The organism is Pseudideonella sakaiensis (assembly GCF_048320135.1).
Lineage (GTDB): Bacteria > Pseudomonadota > Gammaproteobacteria > Burkholderiales > Burkholderiaceae_C > Ideonella_A > Ideonella_A sakaiensis_A.
In genome coordinates this window covers 2,529,287-2,544,464 of the sequence record NZ_CP182947.1, presented here as the reverse complement: position 1 = coordinate 2,544,464, position 15,178 = coordinate 2,529,287, and the positions used below count along the sequence as shown (strand labels likewise).

Here is a 15,178-nt window from a genome sequence, read left to right as displayed (position 1 = left end):
AGGTCGCAACCCGGGATTAACCCGTTGTGGATGTCCACATCGGCCGTTTGCCGGCGCGCTCAGCGATTGCTCGCGATGCCGTCGGCGAGCCCTGCGACCCCGCCGTCGACCAGTTCGCCGAGCACCCGCAGGCTCCAGGCGGCGACGCTGCCGTCGGGCCGCTGCTGGTCGATCCACATCCGGCGCAGCAGCGGGGTGGCTTCGGCCCAGGCGACAAAATCCTCGACCGGTTGGCGCTGTTCTTCCAACAGGTGGTATTTGATCAGCACCTTCACGGCATGGCGCACATGGCGCGCCGGCTCGGCGCGAAATGCCGCGAGCCTCGAGCGTGCCCGCGACAGCGCCGCATCGACATCGTCGAACGGCGCGCCATGGCCCGGGATCACCCACTGCACCGGCAGCGCCGCGATCCGATCGAGCACCGCCGCCACATCGTCGAAGGCCGGCTCGCCCTCGAGCTCCGGAAAAACGACGCCGAAGCCGGATTGCCACAACGCGTCGCCGGAAATCAGCACGCCGTGTGCGGCGTCGAACAACATCACCGCATCGGGATCGTGGCCCGGTGCAGCAATCACTTCCCAGACCCGGTCACCGAGCGGCAGACGATCTCCGTTGTCGATGCCATGCTGCGCAGTGAATGCCTCGATGCGCTGGCCGACCTCGGCATAACCGAGCTGGCCGTCGTCCCAGTCCTGCACCGCCCGCCATGACGCGGCCGGAACCGTCACCGCGACGCGATGGGCCCGTTGCAACGCGGCATTGCCGCCGCAATGGTCGGAGTGCAGATGGGTATTGACGACCGCGGCGAGTGGCCGGCCGGCCAGCACCTTGTCGAGCAACGCCAGCGTCTGCGCCGCATGCAGGCAATGCCCACTGTCGACCAGCGTGAAGCCCGCGTCCTCGTCCGACGGGTGCAGCACGACGTTGTTCGACGACAGCCAGCCGCGCTCGAGAACGGTCAGGCCGCGCAGCGCCGCCGGGCCGTCTTCAGCGGCACCCATCGGGTCGTCTCCATTGGCGTGGCGGGCAGGACATGGGCATTTGCTCCAGCGCAGGACAAGAACAAGGGTTTACCCTATACTGCACTGCAACATAAATCTGTTCGCTGGAGGGAAACATGACCACGATCACCTACAACCGCCGTGACAGGACCGGTCGCCCACTCGGCTTCGTCGACGTCATCAACAAGATCATCGAGACTGCGGTTGCCCGCCTGGGCGTCCGCAGCGGCGAGCCCGACATTGCCGCACGCGAAGCCGCCGCGGTGCGGCGGATGGCCCGGTTCTACCAGCGCCAGGCGCCCGGTTTTGCCGCCGACCTGTACGCTGCCGCCGACCGGCACGATCGCGACAGCGCACGCTGAACCAGTCGGCGGCGACGGGCGGTGAGCCCGTTCAGGCCGCCAGACGCGACTCGATCCGCGCCTTGGTTTCGGGCAGTTCCTCCGGCAGGTGCTGCTCGAGCTGCTTGAACAACTCGTCGTGCATCTCGAGTTCGGTGCGCCATTCGGCCGCACTGGCATCGATGATGCTGGCGAAGCTGTCGGCACTGAAGTCGGTGCCTTGCCAGTTCAGGTCCTGGTACCGCGGGCTGATGCCGAAAGCATGTTCCGCGCCGTCGGCCTTGCCGTCGATGCGGTCGATCATCCACTTCAGAACCCGCATGTTTTCGCCGTAGCCGGGCCAGACGAATTTGCCGTCGGCGCCCTTGCGGAACCAGTTGACGCAGTAGATCCGCGGCAGCTTGGCGCCGCGTTGCTGCAGCTTGGCGCCGATGTCCAGCCAGTGCTGGAAATAGTCGCTCATGTTGTAGCCGGCAAACGGCAGCATCGCGAATGGATCGCGCCGCACGACACCCTGCTTGCCGCCGGCGGCGGCCGTGGTCTCCGAACCCATCGTCGCGGCCATGTAGACGCCCTCGACCCAGTCGCGCGCCTCGGTCACCAGCGGCACCGTCGTCGAGCGGCGGCCACCGAAGATGAAGGCGTCGATCGGAACGCCGGCCGGGTTGTTCCAGTCGGGATCGAGCGCCGGATTGTTGGTTGCCGGCACCGTGAAACGTGCATTCGGATGCGCCGCCTTGGCGCCGGTTTCGCGCGCGATTGCCGGCGTCCAGTCATTGCCCTGCCAGTCGGTCAGGTGAGCCGGCGGCTCGTCGGTCATCCCTTCCCACCAGACATCGCCGTCGTCGGTCAACGCCACGTTGGTGAAGATCGCATCACGCTGCAGGCTCGCCATGCAGTTGGCATTGGTCTTCTCGTTGGTGCCCGGCGCGACGCCGAAATAACCCGCTTCCGGGTTGATCGCATGCAACCGGCCGCCTTCGCCCGGCTTGATCCAGGCGATGTCGTCGCCGATCGTCGTCACCTTCCAGCCCTCGAAGCCGGCCGGTGGAATCAGCATCGCGAAATTGGTCTTGCCGCAGGCGCTCGGAAACGCCGCCGCGACATGGTGTTTCTTGCCTTGCGGCGAGGTCACGCCGAGGATCAGCATGTGCTCGGCCAGCCAGCCGGGGTTGTCCTCGGACGACTGTGCCGCCTGCCGGCCCATGATCGACGCGATGCGCAGCGCAAAACATTTCTTGCCGAGCAGCGCATTGCCGCCGTAACCCGAGCCGTAACTCCAGATCTCCTGCGTCTGCGGATAGTGGACGATATATTTGGTCGAATTGCATGGCCAGGCAACATCCTTCTGGCCTGGCTCGAGCGGTGCACCGACCGTGTGCATGCAGGGCACGAAGGCGCCGTCGTCGCCGAGCACATCGAGCACCGCCTTGCCCATGCGCGTCATGATCTTCATGTTGACCGCGACATAGGGGCTGTCGGACAACTCGACGCCGATGTGGGCGATCGGCGAGCCGAGCGGGCCCATGCTGAACGGCACGACATACATCGTGCGGCCGCGCATCGCGCCCTTGAACAAGGCCTTGTCCCCGGTCTGCAGCAGCTCGCGCATCTCGGCCGGCGCCATCCAGTTGTTGGTCGGTCCGGCTTCCTCGCGGGTATCGCTGCAGATGAAGGTGCGGTCTTCGACCCGCGCGACGTCGCTCGGGCTGCTCCACGCAAGATAGCTGTTCGGCCGCAGTTCCGGATTCAGTTTGCGGAAAGTGCCGGCTGCAACGAGTTGCGCGCACAGGCGGTCGTATTCCTCGTCGCTGCCGTCGCACCAATAGACGTCACGGGCCTGGGTCAATGCTGCCATCTCGGCAACCCAGGCGATCAGCCGCCGATGGCGGACATGCGACGGGGCGTTGGCAGGCTGCTCGTTGTTCTCGGCGTTGGTCATCGTGCTTCCTTGTCGTCGAAGTGAAAAATCGGCATCGGGCAAAGCCTGCAAGCCGGCGGCGGCAGCGAACCGGGGTTTGCTGCGTCGACAGCGGCAGGGCTTGCCCCATACCGAGAGACGGTCTGGTCCGGCTCGGTGCCGCAATGGCACCCGCTTCCGGGGCGACGGGCGGCGCGCGCCCGTCGCGGACACCTCTTCGTCCTGAGTGTAATCGGCAGGTAACCGGCGACCCCGACGGCTGCCCGAGCAGGACGAGGGGCCATCGGGCGACCGGATTGGCGCTTCGGGCATCATCGCGCCGATGGCAAATGTGCTCAGCATCAATGTCGGCCAGGTCGCCGACCTGCGCGCCGGCGACCGCGTGGTCCGTTCGGCGTTCGTCAAGACCGCACAGAGCGGGCCGGTCGACGCCGGCCCGGGCGGGCTGGCCGGTGACGAACAGGCCGACCTGACCGTGCACGGCGGGCTGGCAAAGGCGGTATATGCCTATCCGGTCGAGCATTACCCGTTCTGGCAGACGGTGCGCGCGCAGGCCGGTATCGGTGGCTGGGGCGAGGCGCTGCCGCATGGCGCGCTTGGCGAAAACCTGACGCTCTCGGGCCTGCTCGAATACCAGGTCTGGATCGGCGACGTACTGCGTTTTGCCGATTGCGACCTGGCCGTCAGCGAGCCGCGTTATCCGTGTTTCAAGTTCAATGCGGCGATGGGTTTCGACCACGCCGCCCGGTTGATGACGCAAAGCGCCTGGTGCGGCTTCTATCTTGCGGTCCGGGTGCCGGGCCGGATCGTGCCGGGCGAGGAATTCGAGCTGGTGCCGGGGCCGCGCGAAGTCGGCATCCGCGAACTGTTCGAGGCGCGAACCCGCGGCAAGGTCTAGGGTGTCCTGCGAGCCGCCGGCATCAACCGGAACAGCGGCCCGGCCAGCAGCACGACCGCGACCATCCGCGTCACGTGGAATGCGGTGACGACCGGTACGCCGAGCTGCAGCGCCTTCGCGGTCAGGCACATCTCGGCTATCCCGCCCGGCGAGGTGCCGACCATCACGGTCGCCGGATGCAGATCGGCAAAATCGGCCACCAGCCAGGCATAAGCGGCGCTCAACACGATCATCGCGATGGTGCCGATGGCCACCGTCCCGAGCCAGCGCGGCGCGGTGCGCAGGAAATTGCGCGTGAAGCGCGTGCCGAGTGCGACCCCGATCAGCAACTGGCCCGAATTGGTGATCCAGCGCGGCAAAGCCGACAACTCGATGCCATTGGCGGTCAGCAGCAACGCAACCGCCAGCGGCCCGAGCACCCAGGGGTTGGTCAGGTCGAAGCGCTGCATCAGCATCGCGCCGCCCAGGCAGGCGCCGCACAACACCAGCAGGCCGAGCGGCCGCACTTCCTGCGGGCCCGGCGTGCTCGGATCGAGGCCATGCAGACCGGCCCATTGCAGTGCAAACGGGATCAGCACCACGACCAGCACAATGCGCAACGAATGCGCGCTGACGACGAGTTCGACCCGGCCACCATGACGCTCGGCAAGCACCGTCATTTCCGACGCGCCGCCGATCGCGCTGGCAAAAAAGGTCGTCGACCGATCGAGCCCGGGCAGGCCACGGTTGGTGACCGCCAGCCAGCCTCCGAATGCGGCGCCGAGGCAGAGCGCCCAGACGATGCCGATCAGGATCACCGCCCACTGGCTGGCGACCAACGCGATCACCTGCGGCGTGAAATACAGGCCGAGTGCAGTGCCGATCGCCCATTGGCCGGCATTGCGCAATGCTGGTGCTGCGACCATCGGCAGCCCGGACATGCCGGCAATCGCCGTTGCGACCAGCGGGCCGATCATCCAGGGCAGGGGGGTATTGGCCCACAGGCAGACAACCGCGCCGATCAATCCGATCAGCAGCGACAGGGCCTGGTGTTTCGCGAAGGTGGATCTGGCAGACATGCAGTGGCGGCTCGGCCGGGGTCGGTCGACCCGGCCCTTTGCAGGGCCATTGCCGTCAGGCGGGTTCGGTCTGCAAGGTCGGGTAGTCGGTATAACCTTCGGCGCCGCCGCCATAAAGCGTATTGGCGTCGACGCTGTTCAGCGGCGCATTCTCACGCAGCCGGCGCACCAGGTCGGGGTTGGCGATGAAGGGTTTGCCGAATGCGACCATGTCGGCCCGGCCCGACGCCACCGCATCGAGCGCCATCTGCCGCGTATAGCCGTTGTTGACGATCCACGCGCCGCCCGGAAAAGCGGTCTTGTAGCAACGGCGCAGCGCTTCGTAGTCGAACGGCGCCACATCGCGCGGTCCGCCGGTCTGCCCCTCGATCACGTGGATGAATGCCAGCTGCAGCTGCGCCAGCTGCTCGACGAGGTGCAGGTACAGGGCCTGGGCATCGGTGTCCTGGCCGCCACCGTTGACCGGCGTCACCGGGCTCAGGCGGATGCCGGTGCGGCCGGCTCCGATCTCGGCGGCCACCGCAGTGGCGACCTCGACGACGAGGCGGGCCCGGTTCTCGATCGAGCCGCCGTAGGCGTCGCTGCGGTCATTGATGCTGCTGCGCAGAAACTGTTCGAGCAGGTAGTTGTTTGCCGAATGGATCTCGACGCCATCGAAGCCGGCGCGGATCGCATGGGCGGCAGCCGCTCGGTAGTCGGCGACGATGCGCGGCATCTCGTCGGTGCGCAGTGCGCGGGGTACCGAGACATCCTCGAATCCGTTCGCGGTGAAGGTGCGGGCCTGCGCACGGCGGCTGGTGCTGGAGACCGGCGCCATGCCGTCGGGCAGCAACGACTGGTGCGAGATGCGGCCGACGTGCCACAGCTGCATCACGATCCTGCCGCCCTCGGCATGCACCGCATCGGTAACGACCCGCCACGCGGCGACCTGCGACTCGCTGTAGATCCCCGGCGTGTCCTTGTAACCCTGGCCTTCCGGGCTGATCTGGCTCGCTTCGGTGATCAGCAGTCCGGCATCGGCGCGCTGGCGGTAGTAGCGGACCATCAATTCGGTCGGAATCCGGTCGGCGTCGGCACGGTTGCGGGTCAGCGGTGCCATCGCGATCCGGTTCGCGACATCGATGCTGCCAAAGCTCAGAGGGTCAAACAAGGTACTGCTCATGTCGATTCTTGTGAGTTTTCCGAAAAGATGCTGCGGCGCAGCAATCGATCGATTTTGCCGCTCAATTCGACGGCCTTGCGGATCGCAATGCCTTTCCCGCCATGCTTGCGGCCGGCCACCGGCCGAAGCGTTCCGTCAGCCTGCGCATGCGCGCCGCGAAGGCGGCGCTACAGTGCGGCCTGGATACAGGAAAACCAGATGCTCGCCTACCGACACGCCTTCCATGCGGGCAACCACGCCGATGTGCTGAAACACGTCAGCCTGTGCCTGCTGCTGCGCTACATGAACCAGAAGGACAAGCCTTACCGGCTGGTCGACACGCACTGCGGCGCCGGCGGCTATTCGCTGGAGGGCGATTACGCGCAGAAGAAAGGTGAATACCTGCAGGGCATCGCCCGGCTGTGGGACCGCGACGACCTGCCGCCGGCAGTTGCCGACTACCTGCAGCTGGTGCGCGAGTTCAACCCGGAAGGGCGGCTCGAACAATATCCGGGCTCGCCGGCGTTTGCGAGGATGCTGCTGCGGCCGACCGACCAGTTCCGCGGCTATGAGCTGCATCCGACCGATCACCGCATCGCTGCGTCCTACCTCGAGCCGTGGCGGCGCGCCGAGGTGTTGATGAGCGACGGCTTCGAAGGTCTGAAATCGCAGCTGCCGCCGTCGATGCGCCGGGCGCTGGTGCTGATCGATCCGAGCTACGAGGGCCATGCCGATTACGGCAAGGTCGTGCGCAGCTTGCGCGAAGCGATCGAGCGGTTTGCCGACGGCGTCTACATGGTCTGGTATCCGCAGGTGCAGAAACTCGAGGCCGCGCAATTGCCGAAACGCCTCGAAGGCGTCGCGCCACGCGGCTGGCTGCACGCCCGGCTGACGGTGCAGCGGCCCGATTCACAAGGCTTCGGGCTCGCCGGCAGCGGCGTCTTCATCATCAATCCGCCGTACACGATGCACGACCAGCTGCTCGAGATCCTGCCATGGCTGACCGACGTGCTCGGCCAGTACGACGGCGCGAATTACCTGCTCGAGCAGCGCGCGGCCTGAGCGGCCCACGCCGGCGGGCCGACTGGCCGGTGTGCCATCAAGGCTGGCGCTTCAGATCCTCGAATGCTGCAAAAAGCCAGGATCGCATGCCGACAACCAGCGTATACGCCCTCTTCTTGTCCGCCGGGAGGCGTTGATCGGCCAGATGCTGCTGGGCGAAGTCCTGGCCAAGCCGTTGCAGCCGTTCGACGAAGCTGTTGGCCAGGCTGGTGCCGATCTGGCCGTGGACCAGCATCAGCAACTCGCCTTCGTCATCGAAGCCGGCGTTGAAATAGTCTGCTGTCACATGCTGGCGGAAAAACGCCATCACCGGCCCGTCCGGCAGCCAGCGGAAGGTCTTGGCCAGCCGCAGCCGATAGCGGTTCATCGGTCGCAGTTCGATGATGCCCAGCCGGTCGAGAGCCGCCATGTGCAGCTGGCATTCGGCCACGGTGAAGGTATAGGTCGCGACAATCTGGTCGAAGGTCCAGTGGCTCAGGCAGCTGATCGCGATCAGCAACAGTTTGCGGTCGGCCACCACCGCGGACTCCTGGGCGAGCGTCAGCTGGTGGAGCAGCGGCTGTGAATCGGCGATCCGTTGCGCCAGTTCGGCGAAGTCGATGTTCAGCACGCGCAGCACATCGTCGATCCGGGACAGCGGCATGTCCGCCCGCGAAAAGATCCGCTTGACGCTGCTTTCGGCAAGGCCGAGCTGCCTGGCCAGCTCGGCATAGGTGATCCCCGCGGCTTTCAGCTCGATTTTCAGCGCGATGACGATGTCGTGGCTGGCACTCATGGGTGAAGGCTGTGGTGGGCCTGGAAAGTATCACATAACGATACTTTCGGACTTCCATCCTGACACTACCAAAAGAGCCATTGATACCGTCCGTTCAGTTCGGGATCATGCGGCCAGTCCAACCACATGTGAGTTCAGAAGATGCACGACGCCCCGCTCCGTGATCTCGAGCAAGACTCGAAAACATCCCCCATGCCCGGTCTTTCAAGACCGGCACCAACAAGGCTGTCGAGATGGCTGACCCAAGCCATGCTGGCGGCGGCCTGCCTCACCGCTGCGCTGCCTGGGCATTCGCTCGGCACGAACGTCGGCCCCGCAGCGTCCGAAGCGAGCGCGCTGTCGGCCTTGCCGATCGCGGTGTCGGTTGCCGCGCCGGCGCTTGTGCTTTCCGGCGGAGTCAGGCTGACGGCCATCGCGGTCGAGGCCTCGGCCCAGGGAACGGTCTGGACCCTCGAGCGCATGTCGGATGGCGCCAGGATGAGCGTGTTGATCGGCTCGGCTGCAGCCGGCACCCTGTCGATGGCAATCGGAACCGTGCTGGAGGTCAGCGCGATCGGCGCCGGCTGGTTGCTGTCGGCTGCCGGCCAGGCGCTCGCATTCATCCCGAACGAGGTCGGCAAGGCTCTGCTCTACAACGAACAGGTGACGCGATGAAGGCGCATCGACTTCGCCGCCTGATCGGCCCGCTCGGCGTCGTGCTGGCACTTCTTGCGGGCGGCAACGCCTGGGCCGGTCGGCAGTGCGACCCGCAGGTGCCACGCGCTGCCAATGTCGAGCGGGCGATGGATCTGGCCGCCGCAACCTCACGAGCACTTGAGGCCAGCGGTGCGCAGGTCGTGGTGCTGGCAAGGGTCGGCCAGGACCTGCGCGAATACGGCCTGCGTTATTCGCACCTCGGTTTGGCCTATCGCGACGACGCGGCCGGGCGCGACGGTGCGACCGGCAGATGGCGGGTGGTGCACAAACTCAATCAGTGCGCAGCCGCAACGGCAATGTTGTTCCGTCAGGGCCTGGCGGAATTCGTGCTCGACGATCTGTTCGAGTACCAGGTCGGCATCGTCGTGCTCGACCCGGCCTTGCAGGCCCGGCTGCTGCCGATCCTGAAGGACAACGGCCGGCTCGCACAAATGCATGAACCGGCCTACAACATGCTCGCCTACCCGTGGGCTCGCCGATACCAGCAGTCGAACCAGTGGGCGATCGAGACCTTGGCGATGGCCCAGGAGCCGGCGGCAACCGATCGAGAACGAGCGCAGGCTTGGTTGAAGCTGCAGGGCTACGAGCCGACGAGCCTGAATCTCGGCCCGCTGACCAGGCTTGGCGCACGTGTCGGCAGCGCCCACATCGCCTTCGACGATCACCCCGATTCGAAGCGATTCGGCAACCGCATCGAGACCGTCACCGTCGACTCCGTGTTCAGCTGGCTGACGCGCAGCGGGCTGGGCGCAAGGCCGGTGGTCGTTCAGTGACGCACCGTCGGAGCGCGTGCCCAGCCACTACATTGATGCCCCATGGAGCAGCCTCGGAGCAGCGCGAATGAAGCAGCAGACCGACATCTTGACCTCTCCGCCGCCGCTCGATGCCGGTGCGGCGCCTGCTCATCCGAACCAGTTCGCGCTGCTGTCGCAACGCCGGTTTGCGCCGTTTTTCTGGACGCAGTTTCTCGGCGCGGCGAACGACAACCTGTTCAAGTTCGCATTCACGGTGATGGTGACCTACCAGCTGCAGGTCGCCTGGTTGCCGCCGGAGATGGCCGGCGTCGTGATCGGCGCGCTGTTCATCCTGCCCTATCTGCTGTTTTCGGCGACCAGCGGCCAGTTGGCTGACAAATACGACAAGGCGACGCTGATCCGCCACATCAAGGCGCTCGAAGTCGCGATCATGGCAGCCGCGGCCTGGGGTTTCCATCAGGCCAATGTGCCGCTGCTGCTGGCCTGCATCTTCATGATGGGCCTGCAATCGACGCTGTTCGGCCCGGTCAAATATGCCTACCTGCCGCAACACCTGAGCGAGCGCGAACTGACCGGCGGCAACGGGATGGTCGAGATGGGCACCTTCGTCGCGATCCTGCTCGGCAGCGTCGCAGGCGGCTTGCTGATCGCGATGCCGCAGGTCGGCGCCATCGCCACCGCATGGGCCTGCCTAGCACTGGCGGTGGTCGGCCGGCTCGCCGCGCAACCGGTGCCGGCGAGCCCATCGACCGACCCGGCGCTGCGCATCAACTGGAACCCGTTCAGCGAGACCTGGCGCAACCTGGTGCTGGCGCACCGCAACCTCGTCGTCTTCCGCTCGCTGCTCGGCATTTCGTGGATGTGGTTTTTCGGCGCGGTATTCCTGTCGCAGTTCCCGTCGTTTGCCAGGCAGGTGCTGCATGGCGACGAGCAGGTCGCGTCGCTGCTGCTGGTCGTCTTTTCGATCGGCATCGGCGCCGGATCGCTGATCTGCGAAAAACTGAGCCGCCGCCATGTCGAGATCGGCCTGGTACCTCTCGGCGCGATCGGCATGAGCCTGTTCGCAGCAGACCTTTATTTCGCATCGAACAGTCTGCCGCCGGCCGATGCCCTGGGGCTGGCGGCCTTCGTGTGGACGCCGGCGCACTGGCGCGTGATGCTCGACCTCGGCCTGCTGGCTTTTGCTGCCGGTCTGTACAGCGTGCCGATGTATGCGCTGATCCAGCTGCGCGCGCAGCCAAGCCATCGCGCACGCATCATCGCGGCCAACAATATCCTAAATGCGCTGTTCATGGTGGTCAGCGCGGTCGGTGTTGCTGCGCTGATCGGCGCGGGTTTCAGCATTCCGCAGGTGTTTCTGGTCACCGCGCTGCTCAACGCGGTGGTTGCGCTGTATATCTTCCTGCTGGTTCCGGAATACCTGCTGCGTTTCTTCGCATTCGTGCTGACGCGCATCGTCTACCGCTTCAAGGTCGAAGGCGATCACCACATACCGGTCAAGGGCGCGGCCATCCTGGTCTGCAACCACGTCAGCTTTGTCGATGCGGTGCTGCTGATGGCGGCCAGCCCGCGGCCGATCCGCTTCATCATGGACCACCGGATCTTTCGCACGCCGGTGCTCGGCTTGATATTCCGCCTCGTGAAGGCGATACCGATCGCGCCGCAACGTGAAGATCCGGCAACCTACGAGCGCGCCTTTGCAGCGGGCGCCGCGGTGCTCGCGGATGACGAGGTGATCTGCATCTTCCCGGAAGGTGGCATCACCGCCGACGGCAGCCTCGGTGAATTCAAGGGTGGCGTGATGAAGCTGCTCGCCGCTCGCCAGGTGCCGGTCGTGCCGCTGGCATTGAGCGGCCTGTGGGGATCGTTTTTCTCGCGCGTCGACGGCGCCGCGATGCGCCGGCCGTTTCGCCGCGGCGTGCGCAGCAGGGTGCGGCTGACCGCCGGGCCGGCACTGCCGCCGCAGGAGGTCACGCCAGCCTTGCTGCGCGAGCGGGTCGCCGGATTGCTCGCGGCGCCCTGAAGCGCCTAATCGACCCCGCGCGCCCGATCGGCCCGGAACTGCTCGACAAATTCGCCGAAGCGGCCGGCGTCAAGCGCGGCGCGAATCTCGCGCATCAGGTTGACGTAGTAATGCAGGTTGTGGATGCTCGCCAGCATCGGGCCGAGCATTTCGCCGCAACGGTCGAGGTGGTGCAGGTAGGCGCGGCTGAAGCCGCCGCTGACGCTGCCGTCCGGCGTCGTCGTGCCCTTGCAGGCATGGCAGCCGCAGGTCGGGTCGAGCGGCCGCTGGTCGGTCTTGTGTCGCGCGTTGCGCAGCTTCAGGTCGCCGAAGCGGGTGAACAGATGGCCGTTGCGCGCATTGCGGGTCGGCATCACGCAGTCGAACATGTCGATGCCCGAACTGACGCCGGCCACCAGGTCTTCCGGCGTGCCGACACCCATCAGATAACGCGGCTTGTTGGCCGGCAGCAGCGGCGGCGTGTGCGCGATCAGCCGCAGCATGTCGGCCTTCGGTTCACCAACGCTGACGCCGCCGACCGCATAGCCCGGCAGATCGAGTTCGGCCAGCGCAGCCGCGCTTTCTTCGCGCAGCGATTCGAACATGCCCCCTTGCACGATGCCGAACAACGCATTCGGGTTTTGCAGGCGGGCAAATTCGTCGCGGCTGCGCGCCGCCCAGCGCAGGCTCAGCTCCATCGATTTGCGCGCCTCGCCTTCGCTGGTCAGCCGACCCGCGGTCTGGTACGGCGTGCATTCATCGAACTGCATCACGATGTCGGAATTCAGCACGGTCTGGATCTGCATGCTGATCTCCGGCGTCAGCAACAGCTTGTCGCCGTTGACCGGGGACGCAAAACGCACACCCTCTTCGGTGATGCTGCGGCCCTTGCCGTCGGCGCCGGACAGGCTCCAGACCTGGAAGCCGCCGCTGTCGGTCAGGATCGGCTTGTTCCAGCCCTCGAAGCGGTGCAGGCCACCGAAGGATTTCAGCACCTCGGTGCCCGGGCGCAGCCACAGGTGGAAGGTATTGCCGAGGATGATCTGCGCGCCCATCTCGTGCAGCGACTGCGGCAATACGCCCTTGACCGTGCCATAGGTGCCGACCGGCATGAAAACCGGCGTCTCGACGACGCCATGGTTCAGGGTCAGCCGGCCGCGCCTGGCCTGACCCTCGTTCTTGAGGAGTTCGAAGGACAACATGGCGCGAATTGTCGTCGGTTCGCGACAGCCGATGCGATCGTGCCGGATTGACCGTGGCATACTGAATGCGAATCGTTCGCGTTTACAAATAAGGAATTATCGATGTCGCGCCCTTCCGTATTCCGCCCATTGCCCCTCGGAGCGGTTGCCGCCGGTTTCGGCTTCATGTCGCTGGCGATTGCGCAGGGTGTGCCGGCGGCCATCGAACAGACCAGCCTGCCCGCGGTGACGGTCAAGGGCGAGGCCGATCCGACGCCGGGCCGCGACAGCTACCAGGCGACCGAAACCCGCATCGGCAAGATGCGCCAGGAACTGCGCGATCTGCCGCAGTCGGTCACCGTCGTCACCGAGCGGCTGATCGACGACCGCAACCTCGATACGCTGAAGGATGCGCTGAAGGTGACCGCGGGCATCAGCTTCCAGGCCGCCGAAGGCGGCGAGGAGGACATCCGGCTGCGCGGCTTCTCGCTGCAGTCGACCGGCGACATCTTCGTCGACGGCATCCGCGACCCGGCCTTCTACGAGCGCGACTCGTTCAACTGGGACCGGCTCGAGGTGTTGCGCGGTTCGGCGTCGATGCTGTTCGGCCGCGGATCGACCGGTGGCGCGGCGAACCAGATCAGCAAGGAGCCGACGACCCAGCTGACGCGGCGCGAGCTTGCACTGACCGCCGGCAGCGGGCGCTTTCTGCGCGGCACCGCGGACCTGAATCTCGTCACCGGCAACAGCGCGGCGCTGCGCATCAATGTGATGGCCAATACCGCCGACCAGGACGGCGTTGGTGTCGACAAGAAGGGACTGGCCGTCGGTTACCGCTGGGGCATCGGTCTGCGTGACGAGTTTCTCGTCAACCTGTATCACCTGGACAACCACAACGGCGTCAACTACGGCATGCCATGGCTCGCGCCAAGCCAGGGCTCGACGCAGCGCGGCCTGGTGCCGGTGGCGGCCGGCAATTTCTACGGGCTGGCCAGCGACCATTCGGACAGCCAGGTCGACATGGCGACCTTTCGCCACGTGCGGCAAATCGCCGGCGGCGGCGAGTGGCGGACCAGCTTGCGTGTGGCCGCCTACGACCGCGACCTGCGCGCCAGCTCGATCCGTTTTGTCGATGCGACGACCAGCGCCGAGACGCTGAATGCATCGACCGCACTGCGCCGCGGCACCAACAACAAGGTCCAGCAGCTGCGTGCCGTCAACCTGCAGAGCGATGTCAGCAAAAACGTCGATGTTGCCGGCCTGCGCCATCAGCTGAGCGGAGGCGCCGACATCGCGCACGAGGATTTCACCAATTTCCAGGCTGGTCAGCCGGCCGGTGGCGCGCTCGTGAAGCCGGATACGGCGATCGGCACGCCCAACGATGGCGCCTCGGTCGCCGAACCGTTGCGGCCGGTGACCGCTGACCGCAGCTTCGTCAACAAGACGGTCGGCGTCTTTGCGCAGGACCTGATCCAGCTCGCGCCAACGTGGAAGCTGCTGGCCGGGCTGCGCTGGGACCAGGTCGAGGGCCGCTACCAGCGCCATCTGGCGCCAGCCGCCAGCAATGGCTGCACGACGGTCGTCGCCCGCGAATACCGGCGCAGCGATTCGTTGTGGAGCCAACGGCTCGGCGTCTTGTACCAGCCGACGCCTTTCGAGAGCTACCACCTGTCCTACGGCACCTCATTCAACACATCCGGCGACAGCTACCAGTACGACGCCGGCACGGTCGATGCGCCGCCGGAAGCCAGCCGCAACCTCGAGCTCGGTGCGAAGCTCGACAGCGCCGATGGCCGCTTCTCGACGCGGCTGGCGCTGTTCCACACGACCAAGACCAACGAACGCAACACCGATTCGCTGACGGCCAACGCCTGCAACTACGTGATGTCGGGAAAGCGCCATGCCGCAGGCATCGAGATCGACCTCGCCGGCAGGTTGACGCCGCAGTGGGAGATCTTCGCGTCGTATGCCTTCATTCCGGACGCCGAGATCGACGCGGCGAGCCCGTTGTCGGCGCAGGGTCAACGCGCCGGCGACCCGGTCGGCCTGACGCCGCGGCACAGCGGCAGCGTCTGGACCACCTGGGCGCCGGATACCCATTGGCGGTTCGGCGCCGGCGTCACGTTCCGCAGCGAGGTCTACCCGGTGGGCATCACCAGCTTCACCGCACCTGCCCATGCCACCGGCGACCTGATGGCCGAATACCGCTTCGATGACGTCGCGGTGCGCGTCAACCTGAACAACGTCACCAACCAGCGCCATGCCGATCAGGTCTACCGCGGCCACTATGTGCCGGGCAAGCCGCGCAGCGTGCAGGTGACAACCACCTTCACGTTCTGAGGCCACG

General features: G+C 66.1%; 14 protein-coding genes. 7 read left to right on the top strand and 7 right to left on the bottom strand.

Features of this window, described 5'->3' with window-relative positions; translation table 11 throughout:
* Positions 1–59: 59 nt before the first annotated feature.
* Complete coding sequence (locus ACNH6H_RS11465) at positions 60–1,001, bottom strand: MBL fold metallo-hydrolase (protein WP_418317762.1); 942 nt, start codon at positions 999–1,001, stop codon at positions 60–62.
* Positions 1,002–1,117: 116 nt separating this feature from the next.
* Here ACNH6H_RS11465 and ACNH6H_RS11460 point away from each other — a divergent pair, with 116 nt between their 5' ends.
* Positions 1,118–1,363 (top strand): hypothetical protein, encoded by a 246-nt coding sequence (locus ACNH6H_RS11460; RefSeq protein ID WP_418317760.1) that lies wholly within the window; start codon positions 1,118–1,120, stop codon positions 1,361–1,363.
* Positions 1,364–1,394: 31 nt separating this feature from the next.
* Here ACNH6H_RS11460 and ACNH6H_RS11455 read toward each other — a convergent pair whose 3' ends face one another.
* Positions 1,395–3,284 carry a phosphoenolpyruvate carboxykinase (GTP) gene (locus ACNH6H_RS11455; RefSeq protein ID WP_418317758.1) on the bottom strand — a complete coding sequence of 630 codons (1,890 nt, stop codon included), beginning with the start codon at positions 3,282–3,284 and terminating at the stop codon, positions 1,395–1,397.
* Positions 3,285–3,585: 301 nt separating this feature from the next.
* Between ACNH6H_RS11455 and ACNH6H_RS11450 the strand changes: the two genes are divergently transcribed.
* Entirely contained in the window at positions 3,586–4,161 is a 576-nt protein-coding gene (locus ACNH6H_RS11450; protein ID WP_418317756.1) for an MOSC domain-containing protein, read from the top strand.
* On the opposite strand, the gene ACNH6H_RS11445 is transcribed toward ACNH6H_RS11450, so the two are convergent.
* The 3 genes from ACNH6H_RS11445 to ACNH6H_RS11435 are packed head-to-tail and all read right to left on the bottom strand — an operon-like array spanning position 4,158 to position 6,500.
* The gene (locus ACNH6H_RS11445) at positions 4,158–5,219 is read right to left on the bottom strand and encodes an AbrB family transcriptional regulator (RefSeq protein ID WP_418317754.1); all 1,062 of its coding nucleotides are present in this window, start codon (positions 5,217–5,219) and stop codon (positions 4,158–4,160) included. The genes ACNH6H_RS11450 and ACNH6H_RS11445 overlap by 4 nt on opposite strands.
* Positions 5,220–5,274: 55 nt before the next feature.
* The gene (locus ACNH6H_RS11440) at positions 5,275–6,381 is read right to left on the bottom strand and encodes an alkene reductase (RefSeq protein WP_418317752.1); all 1,107 of its coding nucleotides are present in this window, start codon (positions 6,379–6,381) and stop codon (positions 5,275–5,277) included.
* Positions 6,378–6,500: a hypothetical protein gene (locus ACNH6H_RS11435; protein WP_418317750.1), complete on the bottom strand. Its 123-nt coding sequence runs from the start codon at positions 6,498–6,500 to the stop codon at positions 6,378–6,380. Before ACNH6H_RS11435 ends, ACNH6H_RS11440 begins: the two co-directional genes overlap by 4 nt.
* 79 nt (positions 6,501–6,579) lie before the next feature.
* On the opposite strand from ACNH6H_RS11435, the gene ACNH6H_RS11430 reads away from it, so the two are divergent.
* The gene (locus ACNH6H_RS11430) at positions 6,580–7,422 is read left to right on the top strand and encodes a 23S rRNA (adenine(2030)-N(6))-methyltransferase RlmJ (protein ID WP_418317748.1); all 843 of its coding nucleotides are present in this window, start codon (positions 6,580–6,582) and stop codon (positions 7,420–7,422) included.
* A 37-nt stretch (positions 7,423–7,459) separates the two neighbouring features.
* On the opposite strand, the gene ACNH6H_RS11425 is transcribed toward ACNH6H_RS11430, so the two are convergent.
* Positions 7,460–8,197, bottom strand: coding sequence for a helix-turn-helix domain-containing protein (locus ACNH6H_RS11425; RefSeq protein WP_418317746.1), 738 nt, complete (start codon positions 8,195–8,197; stop codon positions 7,460–7,462).
* A gap of 249 nt (positions 8,198–8,446) precedes the next feature.
* Between ACNH6H_RS11425 and ACNH6H_RS11420 the strand changes: the two genes are divergently transcribed.
* The 3 genes from ACNH6H_RS11420 to ACNH6H_RS11410 all read left to right on the top strand — a co-directional run bounded on the left by ACNH6H_RS11420 (position 8,447) and on the right by ACNH6H_RS11410 (position 11,671).
* The gene (locus ACNH6H_RS11420; RefSeq protein ID WP_418317744.1) at positions 8,447–8,851 is read left to right on the top strand and encodes a hypothetical protein; all 405 of its coding nucleotides are present in this window, start codon (positions 8,447–8,449) and stop codon (positions 8,849–8,851) included.
* On the top strand, positions 8,848–9,666 hold the full coding sequence (locus tag ACNH6H_RS11415; RefSeq protein ID WP_418317742.1) for a DUF2145 domain-containing protein: 819 nt from the start codon (positions 8,848–8,850) through the stop codon (positions 9,664–9,666). Before ACNH6H_RS11420 ends, ACNH6H_RS11415 begins: the two co-directional genes overlap by 4 nt.
* Positions 9,667–9,733: 67 nt before the next feature.
* Positions 9,734–11,671, top strand: a complete 1,938-nt coding sequence (locus ACNH6H_RS11410; protein ID WP_418317740.1) for an MFS transporter — start codon at positions 9,734–9,736, stop codon at positions 11,669–11,671.
* Between the two features lie 5 nt (positions 11,672–11,676).
* On the opposite strand, the gene tgt is transcribed toward ACNH6H_RS11410, so the two are convergent.
* Positions 11,677–12,852: a tRNA guanosine(34) transglycosylase Tgt gene (gene tgt / locus ACNH6H_RS11405; RefSeq protein WP_418317738.1), complete on the bottom strand. Its 1,176-nt coding sequence runs from the start codon at positions 12,850–12,852 to the stop codon at positions 11,677–11,679.
* Between the two features lie 102 nt (positions 12,853–12,954).
* Here tgt and ACNH6H_RS11400 point away from each other — a divergent pair, with 102 nt between their 5' ends.
* Positions 12,955–15,171 (top strand): TonB-dependent receptor, encoded by a 2,217-nt coding sequence (locus ACNH6H_RS11400; protein WP_418317736.1) that lies wholly within the window; start codon positions 12,955–12,957, stop codon positions 15,169–15,171.
* Positions 15,172–15,178: the final 7 nt, after the last annotated feature.

Excerpts from the sequence above, each read along its gene's own strand:
- ACNH6H_RS11465 (WP_418317762.1), bottom strand. The coding sequence starts at position 1,001 with ATGGGTGCCGCTGAAGACGGCCCGGCGGCGCTGCGCGGCCTGACCGTT.
- ACNH6H_RS11460 (WP_418317760.1), top strand. The coding sequence starts at position 1,118 with ATGACCACGATCACCTACAACCGCCGTGACAGGACCGGTCGCCCACTC.
- ACNH6H_RS11455 (WP_418317758.1), bottom strand. The coding sequence starts at position 3,284 with ATGACCAACGCCGAGAACAACGAGCAGCCTGCCAACGCCCCGTCGCAT.
- ACNH6H_RS11450 (WP_418317756.1), top strand. The coding sequence starts at position 3,586 with ATGGCAAATGTGCTCAGCATCAATGTCGGCCAGGTCGCCGACCTGCGC.
- ACNH6H_RS11445 (WP_418317754.1), bottom strand. The coding sequence starts at position 5,219 with ATGTCTGCCAGATCCACCTTCGCGAAACACCAGGCCCTGTCGCTGCTG.
- ACNH6H_RS11440 (WP_418317752.1), bottom strand. The coding sequence starts at position 6,381 with ATGAGCAGTACCTTGTTTGACCCTCTGAGCTTTGGCAGCATCGATGTC.
- ACNH6H_RS11430 (WP_418317748.1), top strand. The coding sequence starts at position 6,580 with ATGCTCGCCTACCGACACGCCTTCCATGCGGGCAACCACGCCGATGTG.
- ACNH6H_RS11425 (WP_418317746.1), bottom strand. The coding sequence starts at position 8,197 with ATGAGTGCCAGCCACGACATCGTCATCGCGCTGAAAATCGAGCTGAAA.
- ACNH6H_RS11420 (WP_418317744.1), top strand. The coding sequence starts at position 8,447 with ATGCTGGCGGCGGCCTGCCTCACCGCTGCGCTGCCTGGGCATTCGCTC.
- ACNH6H_RS11415 (WP_418317742.1), top strand. The coding sequence starts at position 8,848 with ATGAAGGCGCATCGACTTCGCCGCCTGATCGGCCCGCTCGGCGTCGTG.
- ACNH6H_RS11410 (WP_418317740.1), top strand. The coding sequence starts at position 9,734 with ATGAAGCAGCAGACCGACATCTTGACCTCTCCGCCGCCGCTCGATGCC.
- tgt (WP_418317738.1), bottom strand. The coding sequence starts at position 12,852 with ATGTTGTCCTTCGAACTCCTCAAGAACGAGGGTCAGGCCAGGCGCGGC.
- ACNH6H_RS11400 (WP_418317736.1), top strand. The coding sequence starts at position 12,955 with ATGTCGCGCCCTTCCGTATTCCGCCCATTGCCCCTCGGAGCGGTTGCC.